The sequence below is a fragment of the Stenotrophomonas sp. YJH_SMC_58 genome (genome assembly GCF_059369635.1).
The window spans coordinates 214,123-228,523 of sequence record NZ_JCAFSW010000004.1; the positions used below are offsets into that span (position 1 = coordinate 214,123).

A 14,401-nucleotide genomic window follows, 5' to 3' on the forward strand; every position below is an offset into this window, starting at 1 on the left:
CTCCAGTGGGGTGGTGGGATCCAGCATAGAAGGGCTGATGCGTACGTGCGATGAGGGTTTTCCCTCAGCCGCGCGCAGCTACTTCACCGTGGCCGAATGCTGCTGCATGTCTTCATGCAGGATCCGCCGCAGTTCGACGATGGCCGGCGTGGCTTCCTGCACGCTGTGCCCGGATACGATCACCTTCTCCGAATCCGCGTGCGGCAGGTGCGAGCTCCAGTAGGGCACCAGCCCGTCGTCGGTCTTTTCCAGCGGCCCATCGGCCTTGGCGCGCGCGATGATCGAGTGGTAGTGCACCTCCGGCGACATCGGCAGGTCGGCCACCGCGCGGACGAAGGGATCATCCTTGTCCAGGTTCTGGATGCTGTTCATCTGGTAGCCGTGCTTGCCGTCATTGCGGTCGATCTGACCATCGTTGGCAATGGTGGCCACGTCTTCCAGCACGGTCAGCGGCAATCGCACCAGGCGACCGATCCAGCGGCCCAGGCGGGTGCCCGCCACGTCGGTGCCGCGGTGTGGCGTGGCGATGAATACCACGCGCGACACTTCCGGTTCCGGCAGGAAAGTCAGCACCGGTGCGCCCTTGGTACGCAGCAGTTCACGCTGTGCCGGCGTCATCTGCGCAGTCTCCAGCAGGGTGTCGACCAGATGATCGCCGGAAGAAGAGATCATCAGCCGCGCGATCATGCCACCCATGCTGTGCCCGACCAGCACCATGTCATGCGAAGCCTGCGCCTTGCCGCTGGGGTCGAAATGCTTGAGCACTTCGGACAGTGTATGACGCATCGCATCGTGGCTCATCGCGATGGGCATGTTGGTCGGGTAGTAGAACTGCCAGACCTGGAAGTCCTGGCGGATCTCGTCGTCGCGCATCAGTTCGTTGGCGACGTTCACCCAGGCTTCCGGGCTGCTGGCCAGGCCATGGATCATCAGCAGCACGCGACGGTTCGGATCGTAGGGCTGCATCATGTACAGGTGCGGCGTGTCGATGCCGCCCTTGCCACCGAACAGCGAGCGCAGCGACTGGTGGCTGAAGTTGGAACGAGCCAGCCACAACGCATAGCCGGCGGTGAAGTTCGCGGCCAGCGGAACCTGTTGGCCATGCAGGGTGACTTCCGTGACCTGGTAGGGATCGTGGATCTCCAGCTCCGGCTCGTCGTCGTGCAGCACTTCCCACAGGTTCTTTCCCGAGAAGCGCAGCAGCACCGTCATTGAAGGGGAGGGCATCTCGCTCCAGCTCTGCGCGGCCGAGGTGCTTGCCTGCGCGGCGGGCGTCGCTGCCGAAGGCGGGGTGGCCGTGCTGCCAGCCGGATCGTTCATTACCGCCACCAGCTCGGCACCGAAGCCATCGCGGCGATGCACGCTGCGCAGCGTGCCAGTGAACGACAGCGAGGCCGCCGGTACCAGTTCGGTAGGGGTACGCGTATCCAGCGGTGATGCTTCGCCTGAAGGGGCCAGCACGAAGGTCCAGCGGCCCAGCTGGAAGTGGCTGGCCTGGCCGTGCACGCGGCCCGTGGCATAGGCGTCGTACAGCTGTACCGAGGCTTCCTGCACGGCCAGGTTGTAGTAGTCGCGCACCTGGGTCTGGCGATCTTCGAAGCCGCGCTGGTTGGCGGTGCGCTCAGTGAAGAAAAGATAGGCATAGGCCTGGCGCGCGACCTGCATCCACGCATCCAGGCGCGGTTGGAAATCGGCATCCAGCTCGGTGATCGCGCTCTTGGCGCGGCCGGATGCCGAGTACTCACGCTTCGGCGCCGGCAGGGTCATCGCATACTGCAGCCACAACTCGGCCAGGCTGGAGCGTTTGTCCTCCTCGCGCACCACGATGCTGCTTTCCATCGCCTCGATGCAGGGCAGGCCCGGTTTGGCGCATACGCCTTCATCGAGGCCGGCCACCCGCAAGGTCTCCGTGGTCGCCGCGCTGAGCTTGCCGGAAGTGAGGATGTCACCGCGCTTGAGCGCGATGTACTGGCCGGGCGTGACCGAGGCCACCTGCACCGACGGCCCGAACTGGCGCAACGTGGCGCAGCCGCCCAGGGTGAGCAGCACAGTGATGATGAGGGTCGTGCGGCCGATGAAGCCCAAGCCCGTGGTTGCCATACGATCCTCCTGCGCGGTGGCGCCACTCTAGCGGTCGGCATGTCAAAGCGGAAGATACCGGGCGGTCGGTTTGCGGGGCTCAGGCGCTGCCATCCAAGCGATTCAGCCGGTTCCGTGTGACACTGGGGTGAATGCAGCGATGCAGGGACTGCGATGAGGTGGCTTGAGACCCGGATCCCGCCGCCGCTGGTGATGCTGCTGTGCGCGGGGATCGGCTGGCTTGGGAGCCGACTGTGGCCGGAGGCGGTGTTGCCACTGCCGATGCGGGCGCTGATGTCAGGCGGGGTGATGGGGATCGGTGTGGCGCTGAACCTGCTGCCGAAGCTTGCGTTCCAGCGGGCGCGCACCATGGTCAATCCGCTGCGCCCTTCGGCATCAAGCGCGCTGGTCACGCGCGGCATGTACCGTTACACGCGCAATCCGATGTGTCTGGGCCAGGCAACGATCCTCACTGGCGCAATGTGGTACCTGCAGAACACGATCGCGTTGCTGGCTGTGCCGTTGTTCGTGCTCTACATCACCTGGTTGCAGATCATGCCGGAAGAGCGGGCGTTGCTGGCCCGCTTCCCCGACGTGTATCCGATGTTCCGCCAACGTGTGCGGCGTTGGCTGTAGCGGGCATCACCCGTTATCGAGAGATCTGGCACTTGACGGCAGCGGAATAGCCTTCGTAGTCGTCGCCTGCGATCACGTGCAGGGTGTGGCGCTTGTCGATGGCCTTCACGTATGAAGGCTCTTCCGTGTTGGCGTGCTCGTTGACCGTGGTTACTGACCATGCCTTGGCCAGACGCTTGGAATCAACGCCGTTCAAGTAGACGAAGAGGCTCTTCTCGCCCTCGGCCACGTTCACATCGGCACTGGTGACGGTACCGCCGAACAGGGCGACCGGCTTGTCCTCCGGCTCGAAGGTGCCACCCGGTTTCCTGGCCAGGCCAGCGGCCTGCAGTGCATCGATGGCGTCGGCTTCGCTGAAGTCCGAGCCGGCCTTGCAGGCCAGCAGGACTTCCAGCGTGGCGGTGCCTGGGGGCGCGATGGCCGGTGCCGCGGCGTGCGTGGCTGGGGTTGCGGCGAGGGTGACGAGGAACAGGGTGAGAGCGACGGGAGCTTTCATGGCAGATCCTTTAATGTGTCGCGGGATAGCCGGTGGCGGGGCGAACAGATCCCGGCCACCGGCCACATTCGGCGTGATGGGTCAGTCGAACCAGACCAGCGGCATGTCGGCATTGAGCGACATGTGGCGGAAATCTCCTAGCACCTGGGCCACGGCCTGCACGGTGTGGCAGCCCGTTCCCAGCGCGGACGATCCCGCGCTCAGGTAGCTGGCGGAGATGGTACGGGTGCTGACCGAGTCCGGTCTGGAGCCCAACTGCTGGGTGCCGAGGCTGCCCACCTGCTGGCCATCGATCTTCAGGAACAGGAACACGCTTCCGCCACCGTCGTTCGGGTCACCCTGCACGCGGGACTTTGTCGAGAAAAGCACCACGCCGTTGTGCCCCTGCGGAATGCAGACCTGGCCCTCGCCAATGACCACCTGCGAGCCCGCTGACGGACAGCCCGGCGCGAAGCCATTGGTCCCGACGCAGACGTAGGCGAAGCGGCGGTAGGGGCCTGCGGCGGCGTAGTTGAATCCAGGATTCAACCCCTTTCCGACCACGCCAAAGCCGTTGGACAGCGTCACCAGTCGGGAGTTGGCGCCGAACTTGTACTTTACGTTGTTGGTGTTGGCGTCCTGCGGCTGGTAGTACGGCGATTCGGACGCGACGAAGCTGACAGTGCTGTAAGCCGGCGGATTGACGAACAGGCCTTGCGAATAGAAGGGAGCCTGCGTTTCTGCGCCACTGAAGATGTCATTGATCGACCAGGTCATCGATTCGATGCCGGGCTCCTGCTCGTTCAGGAAAATTCCCATCATGCCATCGCCGTAGTTGCCCCATGCGAACGCGCGGCCGGAAGCCATGGCCACGATGGGGCCACCGGGATTGCCGGCCTGGGCAGTCATCAGCAGCTTGCGGTCCTTGGCCTGCAACGCCATTCCTTCAGGGCTGCCGACGGTATTGAAGTCCAGCTGCGCGGTGTCACTCGGAAGGCTGCTGTTGGTTACCGAGCCTGCAGATGTGATGAGCACGGAAAGGTTGCTGGCGGAGCCGAAATTGACGGCCGAACCGATGGCCTGTCCGGCCAGGCTGACCGTATGGTGTCCGGCGGGCAGGTACTTGGCACCGATGACATTGAAGGAGTGCTGTTGGGCCGATGTCGACTGCCGCCAGTCGATGTAGCTGTCGTTGGAGACCACCTCACCGTTGATGGTGATGTAGGCGTTGGCGGCAGAGCGGCCGCCAGGGAAGTACCGTCCATCCGACTGCACGTATACCCATCCAGGGGCGTTCAGATCGATGGTGCTCGAAAGCAGGGTTGCCGTGCCGGGTTGTACGCGCTGGTCAGCGGCCAGCTGCAGATAGCGGGAGCCTGGCGTGGCAGCGGAAGCCTGCCCCAGTGCCAACGCCACGGCCAAGCCCACAAACAGTGTGATGCGCTTCATCTGATGTCCTTTCAGGTTTCGGGTCACGTCGTGTGACGCAGGGACTCTACTGGATCCGGATCTCAGCTTCTGTGACTGGCTCCCGATGCGGGTGGCATCGGGGAATGTCGGGACAGCAGAGGAAGCGCCATCCTCGGAAAACAAAAAAGCCGGAACTCCATTGACGGGAGATCCGGCTTCTTGCGGCCTCGACAGGCCATACAGATGGTGGAGGTGGGCGGAATTGAACCGCCGTCCGAAGGCACTCCATCCCCAGCACTACATGCTTAGCTCACCGTTGGATCTCGTCCCCGAACAGCACGGCGTGCAAAGCGCATCCGGGAACCAGCCTGTTGTGTTCTAGTGCCGGACTGACAGGCAGCCACCCAGCGCGATTCCATGATAGTGACTCTACACCGCGAGCATGGACACAAGCGGTTTCGAGGCTTAGGCCTTAAGCGGCCAGAGCGTAGTTGTCGTCGTTGGCAACTAGAGTTTTGCAGCTGGATTTACGAGGAAAGCTACCCCCTCGGCATGCGCCAGGCGACTTCACAACCCCCGTCGAAACCAATGCACCCCCGGTTTCTACAGTGCTGCAAGGTACAGGGCCGATCCCGCGTTGCCACGGTCAGGGCCTGCCCAACGGTTGCAATGCTACGGCAAAGCAGCTGAACAGTCACCTTTGCAATCCACAACACGTTGTAGAGCCGCCGTCATAGCGGATTGGTAACGTCATGGGCACGAATTTGCGACACACTGGCCATCACGATCCAGGCCAAGACAGACACGGAGACTGTGGGTGACCGAGGCAAGCCAACAACGCAGCCTGCGACAGCTGATCGGGCCGGTCGGTGCCGACTATCGGCGGCGCGCGTTGCCGCCCGGCTGGGTCTGGGCCGTGCTGGCGGTGCTGCTGGCGGCCACCTGGGTGACGGAGTTGCCGGCCACGGCCGCAGCGGCACTGGTCGCCAGCGCGGTGGTGGTGCACTGGTCGCAGCGCGGGCGCATCCATTGGCTCGGCTGGCGCCTACCGGGCCTGGCCGTACTGGCGGCCCTGCTGTGGGGCCCGGAAGTGCTGTCGCAGTGGTTCGAGCACGGGCTGGCCGTGGTCCTGATGTCGCTGGCCAGTCTCAGTATTGGCGTGCACGTGTGGCAGTCGCGGCAGTTGGCGCGCCAGCTGCAGGGCGCCGCCGATGCGCTGGATGATGCCCAGTTGCTGTCGTTGCTGCCCGATGATGCCGCGCAGCTAGCCCAGCAGTGGCGGGAGGGCGATGACCGCTACGCGCCGGAACTGGCGGTGGTGATGCACCTGGCGGTGATGCACGCGGCACTGGCGCCGCGCATGCGCGGGCAGGGCATGCTGGCAGGGTGACCCGCCTTTTGTAGCGTCGAGCCATGCTCGACTGCTTTTCTTACCGGAGCCGAGCATGGCTCGGCTCTACAGAAGACCAAGGCAGCCGAGCATGGCTCGGCTTTACAGGGTGATGCGCAGCGGCGTTACGCGTCGCGGTTGCCGCGACGCATCACGCGCTGCTTCTCGATCGCCCAGTCGCGGTCCTTGGCGGCATCGCGCTTGTCGTGGGTCTGCTTGCCCTTGGCCAGCGCGACTTCGAGCTTGATCTTGTTCTTGCTCCAGTACATCGCGGTGGGCACGATCGTGTAGCCATCGCGCTCGACCTTGCCGACCAGCTTGTCGATCTCGCTCCGGTGCAGCAGCAGCTTGCGCTCGCGGCGGTCGTTGGCCACCACGTGGGTGGAGGCCTGGATCAACGGGGTGATCTGGGCGCCGATCAGGAAGATCTCGCCGTGCTTCACGTAGGCGTAGGCATCGATGATGTTGCCGCGGCCAGCGCGGATCGACTTCACCTCCCAGCCCTGCAGTGCCAGGCCGGCCTCGAAGCGTTCTTCGATGTGGTACTCGTGGCGGGCACGCTTGTTCAACGCGATGGTCTTGTTGGCCGTCGCGCTCTTTGCTTTATCCTTGCCGCTGTTCTTGCTCATTTCCGTATTGTCTCCGATTCGGGCCCGCCCGGTCGATTGCCGAAACGTCCTGTATTCATGCCTACTATCCGCCGCAGCGCCCTGGTCGAACATTCGTCCGCGCGCATGTTCGACCTGGTCAACGATGTCCAGGCCTATCCGCGCCGCTTCCGCTGGTGCTCGGCTGCCCAGATCCTGGAGCAGGGCGAGGACCGGCTGGTGGCGCGCCTGGACCTGGGCCTGGGTTCGTTCAGCACCTGGTTCCAGACCGAAAACACCCTGCAGCGCCCGCACAGCATCGACATGCAGCTGCGCGATGGCCCGTTCAAGCAGTTGCACGGCCGCTGGGAATTCCATGCGCTGGCCGAGGACGCCTGCAAGGTCACCCTGACCCTGGAATTCGAGCCCAGCTCGCGCCTGCTGGGGCCGGCCCTGGCGATCGGCTTCCAGGGTCTGGCCGATCGGATGGTCAATGATTTCGTCCGCGTCGCCGACGAGGCCTGAGCGATGATCGAGGTCGAGGTGGTGCTGGCCTGGCCGCAGCAGGTGCTGTCGCGCCGGCTGCAGCTGGACGAGGGCGCGACCGTGGCCGATGCCATTGCCGCCGCCGCGCTGGAAGGCAGTGACCGATGCCCGGCCGTGGCCGTGCATGGCGTACTGGCGCGCCCGCAGCAGGTGTTGCTGGAGGGTGACCGCATTGAGCTGCTACGCCCGTTGCTGGCCGACCCCAAGGACAACCGCCGGCGACGCGCGCTCGGCGGTTGATGCCCGCAACCCGTCCGTGGGGACGGGCAGGGCCTCAGCGGCCCTTCTTCTTCTTGTCCTTCGGCAGGTTGCGGCCGAACTGGCGCACGGTCTGCTGGGCCAGGGCCTTGTCGTTGCCCGGGAAGTAATCGCCTTCCCAACGGGTCACGGTGTCATTCTCGAAGAACACCACGAAGTTCTTCACTTCAGTACGTCCCAGGCGGTTCACCCGCTGGCTGGAGGTGTAGTCCCAGCGCTGGGCGTGGAACGGATCGGGAATGGACGGGGTGCCCAGCAGCGCGGTGACCTGCTGCTTGCTCTGCCCGACCTGCAGCTTGGCCACGGCATCTTCCCGGATCAGGTTGCCCTGATAGATGGGTTGCTTGTAGATGATGCCGCACCCGGTGGTGGACAGGGCGACGGCGGCGACCAACAGGAGATTGCGCATCGGGACTGGCGGTTGGGGAAATCAAACCGATGATACACTCCCGGCGTGCCACCGCGACCCAATCCGAGGCAGCTGGCGCTAAATCGCCAATGAACGGAGACCTATGGAAACCCACGACCTGCGTAAAGTCGGCCTGAAGGTGACCCATCCGCGGATGCGGATCCTGGCGCTGCTCGAGCAGCGCAATGCCCAGCACCACATGACCGCCGAAGACATCTACCGCCAGCTGCTGGAGCATGGCGACGAGATCGGCCTGGCGACGGTGTACAGGGTGCTGACCCAGTTCGAGGCCGCCGGCCTCGTGCTCAAGCACAATTTCGAGGGCGGCCAGGCGGTCTACGAGCTTGACCGTGGCGGCCACCACGACCACATGGTCGACGTGGACAGCGGCAAGATCATCGAGTTCGAGAGCCATGAGATCGAGGAGCTGCAGCGCAAGATCGCAGCCGACCACGGCTACGAACTGGAAGAGCACTCGCTGGTGCTGTACGTGCGCAAGAAGCGCAAGTAAGCCGATCCGGCCAGCCAGATGCGACGAAACCCCGGGCCTGCCCGGGGTTTTTCGTTGCTGGGGTCAGGGCCTGTTCCCTTCAGGAAAGGGCTCTGAGCCCGGGCGCCCCGCGGAGTCGGATCCCTTTGCACGAGCAAAGGGCTCTGACCCCTTGCGACCCAGCAGGATCTTCAGATCCACCGCCTCGGCCATCGCCCGGTTCCCCGCATCACCCGGATGCAGGTGGTCGCCGGAGTCGTAGGCAGCGGCCATCCGTGATGGATCGGCCGGATCGCGCAGGGCCGCGTCCAGGTCGATCACCGCGTCGAACGGCCCGTCGGTGCGCAGCCAGGCATTGAGCTGGCGGCGCAGGGCGTCCTTGTCCGGGTGGTAGTAGTCGTCCAGCGGCGTGCCGGGCAGGGCGCCGGCGAACGGCATCAGGGTGGCGCCGAGGATGCGTAGACCCCGCCGATGGGCCTGTTCGGCCAGGGCGCGGTAGCCTGCCTGCAGCTCGGCAAGCGTGGGCCGCGCCTGCTTGCGGGCGAAGGCGGTGCCGGGCCAGCTGATGTCGTTGATGCCGATCAGCACGATCACGCTGGACACGCCAGGCTGATCCAGTGCATCGCGTTGGAAGCGGGCGAGCGCGGATTCCCCCATGCCGTCGCGCAAGAGGCGGCCACCGGAGATGCCGGCATTGACCACGGCGATGCCCCGCGGTGCCAAACGCGCGGCCAGATGGTCGGTCCAGCGCTGGTCCTGGTCGAGGCTGGCGGTGGCGCCGTCGGTGATCGAATCGCCGATCACCACCACGCTGCGTGCGCTGGTCGGCGCCTCGACCTCGATGCCGGCCAGGAACAGGCGGGCCGTGGTGCTGCTGGCCCCGCTCAGTGCCTGGGCCTGGCTCTGGTCGCCAGGCGCAATCCAACTGGTCTGCCTGCTCTCCCAATGGAACGTCTGTACCGGCATCGGCCCCGGCACGAAGACGCTGACCTGCAGCGCCTGCCGGTCAGCCGTGGCCAGTGGCAGCGGATCGCTCAGCCGTTCCTGCCCGGGGCCGATCAGTACCCCGGGCTGGCCTTCGAAACTGAGCGGCTGCGGGGTGTCCCCCGCCCGGGCGGCCACGCTCGCCGCCCCGATCCGCAGTGGTTGAGTGCCGTAGGCATTGCTCAGCCGCACTCGCAGCCGGGGCCCGCCCAGGCTGATACGTGCCGTCTGGCGGAAGGTCTGGTCCTGCAGAGCGGCTGGGACCAGGGTCGGAAACAGGAATTCCGCGCCCCAGACCGGTTGCGGGCTGGCCTGCCAGCTGGCGACCCAGTGTGGCGCAGGGGCGTCGCTGGCGGCGCTGGCGGCACTGGACAGGCCGATCAATGCGGTTGTGACGAACTGGCTGAAACGATTCATCGGGCAATCCCGGGTGGAGGGAAGGCCATGGTGATTCCGTGCTCATCTGTGAACTAGACTGCGCATGGACAATCATCTGTGAACTGGATTCATTGCCATGGCGCGCTCCGACATCAACCGATCCGGCGAACTGGAAGTGTTCGTGCGGGTGATCGAGACCGGGGGCTTTTCCGCAGCCGCCCGAACGTTGGAGATGACCCCGTCGGCGGTCAGCAAGCTGGTGGCGAGGCTGGAACAACGGCTGGGGACGCGCCTGCTGCAGCGTTCCACCCGCCAGCTGCAGCTGACTCCCGAGGGCTGCGCGTTCTACGAGCGCGGCCTGCGCGTGCTGGCCGACCTGGACGAGGCCGAGCGCTGCGCCAGTGCTCACGCCGAGCCGCGTGGACGCCTGCGGGTCAATTCCAACGTGCCGTTCGGCCAGCATTTCCTGTTGCCGTTGCTGCCGGCGTTCCTGCAGCGCAATCCGCAGGTAGGCGTGGACCTGACCCTCAACGACGAGGTGATCGACCTGCTGGAGCAGCGCACCGACGTGGCGGTGCGGGCCGGTCCGCTGAAGAGCTCGAGCCTGGTGGCGCGGCGGCTGGGCGCGACGCGGATGATGATCGTGGCTGCGCCCGCCTACGCGCAGCGGCATGGACTGCCGCGCAACGCCGAGGAGATGCAGTCGCACAACCGGCTGGATATCGGCCATGCGCGCGCGATGCAGGGCTGGCCGTTGCTGCAGGACGGGCGCGAACGCATGCTGCTGCCCAGTGGCAACGCGCGCGCCAGCAACGGCGATGCGCTGCGCCAGCTGGTGTTGGGTGGGTTGGGCATGGCGCGGCTGGCAGCATTCCAGGTGCAGCAGGATATTGCCGCCGGGCGCCTGCTGCCGGTGCTGGAAGAGGCCAACCCCGGTGACCTGGAAGAGGTGCACGCGGTGTTCCTGGGGCAGGGCGGCTACCTGCCGCTGCGGGTGCGCGCGTTTCTTGATTTCCTGGTGGAGAACGTCGACCTGACGCAGCCACGGGGGTAGTGCCGGCCGCTGGCCGGCAACCTCACGATCTTCGCCCACCCGTGTTGGGTTGCTGGCCAGCGGCCGGCACTACCGCGCGGAAGCCGGGCCTATGCCCGGCTCGGGCGGCGTTACACCTGCAGCAGCTTGCGCGCGGCGGCGCGCGCTTCCTTGCTCACTTCCACGCCGCCGAGCATGCGCGCCAGCTCTTCCTCGCGCGCCTTGCTGTCCAGCTTTTCCACGGCGCTCTGGGTCATGCCTTCCACCGGGGCCTTGCTGACCCGGTAATGGGCATGGCCCTTGGAGGCAACCTGCGGCAGGTGGGTCACGCACAGCACCTGGCGCTTCTCGCCGAGCGCGCGCAGCTTCTGGCCGACGATGTCGGCTACCGCGCCGCCGATGCCGGAGTCGACTTCGTCGAACACCATGGTCGGTACTGCATCCAGGTCCAGCGCGGCCACTTCGATGGCCAGCGAGATGCGTGACAGTTCGCCGCCGGAGGCCACCTTGCGCAGGGCGCGCGGCGGCTGGCCGGCATTGGCTGCGACCAGGAATTCCACGCGCTCGGCACCCTGCGGGTCGGGCTTGCCGGCGTCCTGCGGTTCCAGCTCGATCAGGAACTGGCCGCCGCCCATGCCCAGCTCGGCGATGATGCCAGTGGTGGTGGCCGACAGCTCGGCAGCAGCGCTGCGACGGCTGGCGGTCAGCACTTCGGCCTGTGCGCGCCAGGCGGCGGCGGCCTTGTCGATCTCGCCGGCCAGGCGCTGCAGGCGTTCGTCGGCGCCGCGCAGCTGTTCCACTTCGGCGTGCATGCGCTCGCGCTGCGCACCCAGCTCGTCCATCGGCACGCGGTGCTTGCGGGCCAGGTCGTGCAGACGGCCGAGGCGGCGCTCGTTCTCCTCGAACTGTTCGGGGTCGGCGTCGAGGTCGTCATGCACCCGATCCAGCAGCGACAGGGCTTCGTGCAGCTGGATCGAACCGTTCTCGATCAGGCCATCCACCTCGCCCAGGCGCGGGTCGTGCTCGATCAGGCGCGACAGCTCGTGGCGCACCTGCTGCAGCAGGTCCAGCGCGGAGCTGCCGTCGTCGCCGTTGAGCTGGTTGCTGGCGGCCTGGCAGGCGCTCAGCAGGGCGCTGGCATGGGCCTGGCGGCGGTGGCTGGCGCCGAGTGCGGCAATCGACTCCGGCTCCAGGTCTTCACGGTCCAGCTCGCGCAGCTGGTGCTCCAGGAAGCCGATCCGGTCACTGACGTCGCCCTGTTGCGACAGCGCCAGCGATTCATCGACCAATGCCTGCCAGGCCGCGGCGGCGCGTCGCACCTGGCGGCGTTCGTTCTCGTTGCGCGCATAGGCGTCGAGCAGGGCCAGCTGCGACGGGCGCGTCAGCAGGGCCTGCTGTTCGTGCTGTCCGTGGATCTCCACCAGCAGCGAGGCCAGGTCGCCCAGCTGCGCCAGGGTCACCGGGCGGCCGTTGATCCAGGCCCGCGAACCGCCATCGGCGCGGATGACCCGGCGCAGCTGGCACTGCTCCTCGTCGTCCAGCTCGTTGTCGGCCAGCCACTGGCGTGCAGCCTGCAGCTGCTCCAGGGCAAACTCGGCCGAAAGCTCGGCGCGCGCGGCGCCGTGGCGGACCACGCCGCTGTCGGCGCGCAGGCCGGACAGGAAGCCCAGCGCGTCGACCATCAGCGACTTGCCGGCGCCGGTCTCGCCTGAAACCACGGTCATGCCTGGCCCGAACTCCAGTTCGGTGGCGCGGACGACGGCGAAATCCTTGATCGAAAGATGTCTGAGCATGGGTAAGGGGGTATCAGCAGCCGCGCAACGCTAGCACGCGGGCGAGGGAGGTCCAATGACTTGCCAAGGTGATGCGCCGCCATTATCTAGTGTCCGTGTCTCACAGGTTGATTCCATGCACGGTTCTCCCGACCAGCTTGCCCCGCGTGCGCGCCATCTGCTGCGCACGCTGATCGCGCGTTACATCCAGGACGGCGAGCCGGTCGGGTCGCAGACACTGGCGCGCGTGGCCGGGCTGGAGGTCAGTCCGGCCACCATCCGCAACATCCTGGGCGACCTGGAAGACCTGGGGCTGCTGGCCTCGCCGCACACCTCCGCCGGGCGCGTTCCGACCGCGCATGGCTACCGGGTCTTCGTCGACAGCCTGCTGCAGATGCAGCCGCCGGGCGAGGGCGAACTGGCCCGGCTGCGCCAGGAACTGGCTGGCGGCGGCAGCACCCAGGCCCTGCTCGGCAGTGCCTCGGAGCTGTTGTCGGCGATGAGCCACTTCGTCGGCGTGGTCAGCGCGCCGCGACGCGAGCAGTTCGCCTTCCGCCAGATCGACTTCGTGGCGCTGGACGGGCGCCGGGTGCTGGCGATCCTGGTGTTTGCCGACAACGAGGTGCAGAACCGCGTCATCGAGACCCGCCAGGAGTTCGCGCCGGGCCAGCTGGAGCAGGTCGCGAACTACCTCAATGCCCATTTCGCCGGCCTGCCGATGGCCGAGATCCGCACCCGCCTGCTGCTGGAACTGCGCGATGCCCGTTCCGAGCTGGAACAGCTGCTGGCGCACAGCATCGAGCTGGCCGAGCAGGCCCTGCAGCCGGCGGCCGACGACATGCTGGTGGCCGGCCAGACCCGCTTGATGGGGGTGCAGGACCTGTCCGACCTGGAGCGCCTGCGCGAGCTGTTCGAGCTGTTCTCCAGCAAGCGCGAGATCCTGCAGCTGCTGGAGCGGACCATCCAGGCGCCCGGCGTGCGCATCTTCATCGGCGAGGAGACCGGGATGATGCCGCTGCAGGGCGTCTCGCTGGTCACCGCCCCTTACACGGCCAATGGCCAGGTGCTGGGCGTGCTGGGGGTGATCGGCCCCAAGCGGATGGCGTACGACCGCGTGATCCCGCTGGTCCAGGCTACCGCCGATGTACTGGGCGCGGCGTTTTCGCCAGCCGGCCGCCCGCCGGGAACATCCGACGCTTGAAACGCAGCATCCCGCCCACACTAGGGTGGGTGGAGGCGGAGATTGACCGCCAGGGACCCAGACATGAACCACGAACAGCCAGATATCGAATCCCAGCAGAGTGCCGCCGATGCGGCCGCCACCGCCGGCGTCAACGACGAAGTCGAGCGCCTGCGCGCCGAAATCGAACAGGTCAAGGCCGATGCCCTGCGTGAGCGCGCCGACCTGGAGAACCAGCGCAAGCGCGTTGCCCGTGACATCGAACAGGCCCGCAAGTTCGCCAACGAGAAGCTGCTGGGCGATCTGCTCCCCGTGTTCGACAGCCTGGATGCCGGCCTGAAGGCCGCCGGCGACGACCCGCACCCGCTGCGCGAAGGCCTGGAGCTGACCTACAAGCAGCTGCTGAAGGTGGCCGCCGACAACGGACTGGTCCTGCTGGACCCGATCGGCCAGCCGTTCAACCCGGAACACCACCAGGCCATCAGCCAGGTGCCGACGCCGGGCGCCGCCCCGGGCAGCGTGGTGACCGTGTTCCAGAAGGGCTACCTGCTCAACGAGCGCCTGCTGCGGCCGGCGCTGGTGGTGGTGGCCGCCGATTGATGGACCAGGCCGGGCTTTGCCCGGTCCCGGTTGTGCAAGGCCATGCCTGGCAAGGTTTTCCAGGCGCTGAACACAGCGTTCGGGAGACGGCTTGAATGTTCCACGAGCCTCCCCCACATCGTATTCATCCACCGGCCGAACGGCCGGACTGACACCAACAAGCATCCTCAGGAG

At 66.4% G+C, this 14,401-nt stretch carries 15 protein-coding genes and 1 other RNA gene; 8 read left to right on the forward strand and 8 right to left on the reverse strand.

What is annotated here, in order from left to right:
* Positions 1 to 78: 78 nt before the first annotated feature.
* Positions 79 to 2,100, reverse strand: a complete 2,022-nt coding sequence (locus AC5P68_RS07705; protein WP_049453722.1) for an esterase/lipase family protein — start codon at positions 2,098 to 2,100, stop codon at positions 79 to 81.
* Positions 2,101 to 2,253: 153 nt separating this feature from the next.
* On the opposite strand from AC5P68_RS07705, the gene AC5P68_RS07710 reads away from it, so the two are divergent.
* Positions 2,254 to 2,715 (forward strand): methyltransferase family protein, encoded by a 462-nt coding sequence (locus AC5P68_RS07710; RefSeq protein WP_414497877.1) that lies wholly within the window; start codon positions 2,254 to 2,256, stop codon positions 2,713 to 2,715.
* A 13-nt stretch (positions 2,716 to 2,728) separates the two neighbouring features.
* On the opposite strand, the gene AC5P68_RS07715 is transcribed toward AC5P68_RS07710, so the two are convergent.
* The 3 genes from AC5P68_RS07715 to ssrA all read right to left on the reverse strand — a co-directional run bounded on the left by AC5P68_RS07715 (position 2,729) and on the right by ssrA (position 5,198).
* On the reverse strand, positions 2,729 to 3,211 hold the full coding sequence (locus tag AC5P68_RS07715) for a hypothetical protein (RefSeq protein WP_049404576.1): 483 nt from the start codon (positions 3,209 to 3,211) through the stop codon (positions 2,729 to 2,731).
* Positions 3,212 to 3,292: 81 nt separating this feature from the next.
* Complete coding sequence (locus AC5P68_RS07720) at positions 3,293 to 4,783, reverse strand: hypothetical protein (RefSeq protein WP_180855062.1); 1,491 nt, start codon at positions 4,781 to 4,783, stop codon at positions 3,293 to 3,295.
* Positions 4,784 to 4,844: 61 nt separating this feature from the next.
* Positions 4,845 to 5,198: a transfer-messenger RNA gene (gene ssrA, locus AC5P68_RS07725) on the reverse strand.
* 219 nt (positions 5,199 to 5,417) lie between these two features.
* Between ssrA and AC5P68_RS07730 the strand changes: the two genes are divergently transcribed.
* The gene (locus AC5P68_RS07730) at positions 5,418 to 5,990 is read left to right on the forward strand and encodes a hypothetical protein (RefSeq protein ID WP_033834399.1); all 573 of its coding nucleotides are present in this window, start codon (positions 5,418 to 5,420) and stop codon (positions 5,988 to 5,990) included.
* Between the two features lie 125 nt (positions 5,991 to 6,115).
* Here AC5P68_RS07730 and smpB read toward each other — a convergent pair whose 3' ends face one another.
* Complete coding sequence (gene smpB, locus AC5P68_RS07735; protein WP_005409231.1) at positions 6,116 to 6,619, reverse strand: SsrA-binding protein SmpB; 504 nt, start codon at positions 6,617 to 6,619, stop codon at positions 6,116 to 6,118.
* A 57-nt stretch (positions 6,620 to 6,676) separates the two neighbouring features.
* On the opposite strand from smpB, the gene AC5P68_RS07740 reads away from it, so the two are divergent.
* Complete coding sequence (locus AC5P68_RS07740) at positions 6,677 to 7,102, forward strand: type II toxin-antitoxin system RatA family toxin (RefSeq protein WP_005409232.1); 426 nt, start codon at positions 6,677 to 6,679, stop codon at positions 7,100 to 7,102.
* Positions 7,103 to 7,105: 3 nt separating this feature from the next.
* Positions 7,106 to 7,363, forward strand: coding sequence for an RnfH family protein (locus tag AC5P68_RS07745; RefSeq protein WP_005409233.1), 258 nt, complete (start codon positions 7,106 to 7,108; stop codon positions 7,361 to 7,363).
* A 34-nt stretch (positions 7,364 to 7,397) separates the two neighbouring features.
* Here the strand turns inward: AC5P68_RS07745 and AC5P68_RS07750 are convergent, their stop codons facing one another.
* On the reverse strand, positions 7,398 to 7,790 hold the full coding sequence (locus tag AC5P68_RS07750; RefSeq protein ID WP_005409234.1) for an outer membrane protein assembly factor BamE: 393 nt from the start codon (positions 7,788 to 7,790) through the stop codon (positions 7,398 to 7,400).
* 103 nt (positions 7,791 to 7,893) lie between these two features.
* On the opposite strand from AC5P68_RS07750, the gene fur reads away from it, so the two are divergent.
* Positions 7,894 to 8,301: a ferric iron uptake transcriptional regulator gene (gene fur / locus AC5P68_RS07755; protein ID WP_005409235.1), complete on the forward strand. Its 408-nt coding sequence runs from the start codon at positions 7,894 to 7,896 to the stop codon at positions 8,299 to 8,301.
* Between the two features lie 63 nt (positions 8,302 to 8,364).
* On the opposite strand, the gene AC5P68_RS07760 is transcribed toward fur, so the two are convergent.
* Positions 8,365 to 9,681, reverse strand: coding sequence for an SGNH/GDSL hydrolase family protein (locus tag AC5P68_RS07760; RefSeq protein WP_049404575.1), 1,317 nt, complete (start codon positions 9,679 to 9,681; stop codon positions 8,365 to 8,367).
* 97 nt (positions 9,682 to 9,778) lie between these two features.
* Here AC5P68_RS07760 and AC5P68_RS07765 point away from each other — a divergent pair, with 97 nt between their 5' ends.
* On the forward strand, positions 9,779 to 10,696 hold the full coding sequence (locus tag AC5P68_RS07765; protein WP_033834401.1) for a LysR family transcriptional regulator: 918 nt from the start codon (positions 9,779 to 9,781) through the stop codon (positions 10,694 to 10,696).
* A gap of 110 nt (positions 10,697 to 10,806) precedes the next feature.
* On the opposite strand, the gene recN is transcribed toward AC5P68_RS07765, so the two are convergent.
* Positions 10,807 to 12,468, reverse strand: a complete 1,662-nt coding sequence (recN, locus tag AC5P68_RS07770) for a DNA repair protein RecN (protein WP_495216637.1) — start codon at positions 12,466 to 12,468, stop codon at positions 10,807 to 10,809.
* A gap of 115 nt (positions 12,469 to 12,583) precedes the next feature.
* Here recN and hrcA point away from each other — a divergent pair, with 115 nt between their 5' ends.
* Positions 12,584 to 13,648 carry a heat-inducible transcriptional repressor HrcA gene (gene hrcA / locus AC5P68_RS07775; RefSeq protein WP_005409239.1) on the forward strand — a complete coding sequence of 355 codons (1,065 nt, stop codon included), beginning with the start codon at positions 12,584 to 12,586 and terminating at the stop codon, positions 13,646 to 13,648.
* A 63-nt stretch (positions 13,649 to 13,711) separates the two neighbouring features.
* On the forward strand, positions 13,712 to 14,227 hold the full coding sequence (gene grpE / locus AC5P68_RS07780) for a nucleotide exchange factor GrpE (protein ID WP_005409240.1): 516 nt from the start codon (positions 13,712 to 13,714) through the stop codon (positions 14,225 to 14,227).
* The last annotated feature ends 174 nt before the right edge of the window (positions 14,228 to 14,401 follow it).

Coding starts and splice junctions, on each gene's coding strand:
- AC5P68_RS07705 (WP_049453722.1), bottom strand. CDS start 2,100: ATGGCAACCACGGGCTTGGGCTTCATCGGCCGCACGACCCTCATCATC.
- AC5P68_RS07710 (WP_414497877.1), top strand. CDS start 2,254: ATGAGGTGGCTTGAGACCCGGATCCCGCCGCCGCTGGTGATGCTGCTG.
- AC5P68_RS07715 (WP_049404576.1), bottom strand. CDS start 3,211: ATGAAAGCTCCCGTCGCTCTCACCCTGTTCCTCGTCACCCTCGCCGCA.
- smpB (WP_005409231.1), bottom strand. CDS start 6,619: ATGAGCAAGAACAGCGGCAAGGATAAAGCAAAGAGCGCGACGGCCAAC.
- AC5P68_RS07740 (WP_005409232.1), top strand. CDS start 6,677: ATGCCTACTATCCGCCGCAGCGCCCTGGTCGAACATTCGTCCGCGCGC.
- AC5P68_RS07745 (WP_005409233.1), top strand. CDS start 7,106: ATGATCGAGGTCGAGGTGGTGCTGGCCTGGCCGCAGCAGGTGCTGTCG.
- AC5P68_RS07750 (WP_005409234.1), bottom strand. CDS start 7,790: ATGCGCAATCTCCTGTTGGTCGCCGCCGTCGCCCTGTCCACCACCGGG.
- fur (WP_005409235.1), top strand. CDS start 7,894: ATGGAAACCCACGACCTGCGTAAAGTCGGCCTGAAGGTGACCCATCCG.
- AC5P68_RS07760 (WP_049404575.1), bottom strand. CDS start 9,681: ATGAATCGTTTCAGCCAGTTCGTCACAACCGCATTGATCGGCCTGTCC.
- AC5P68_RS07765 (WP_033834401.1), top strand. CDS start 9,779: ATGGCGCGCTCCGACATCAACCGATCCGGCGAACTGGAAGTGTTCGTG.
- recN (WP_495216637.1), bottom strand. CDS start 12,468: ATGCTCAGACATCTTTCGATCAAGGATTTCGCCGTCGTCCGCGCCACC.
- hrcA (WP_005409239.1), top strand. CDS start 12,584: ATGCACGGTTCTCCCGACCAGCTTGCCCCGCGTGCGCGCCATCTGCTG.
- grpE (WP_005409240.1), top strand. CDS start 13,712: ATGAACCACGAACAGCCAGATATCGAATCCCAGCAGAGTGCCGCCGAT.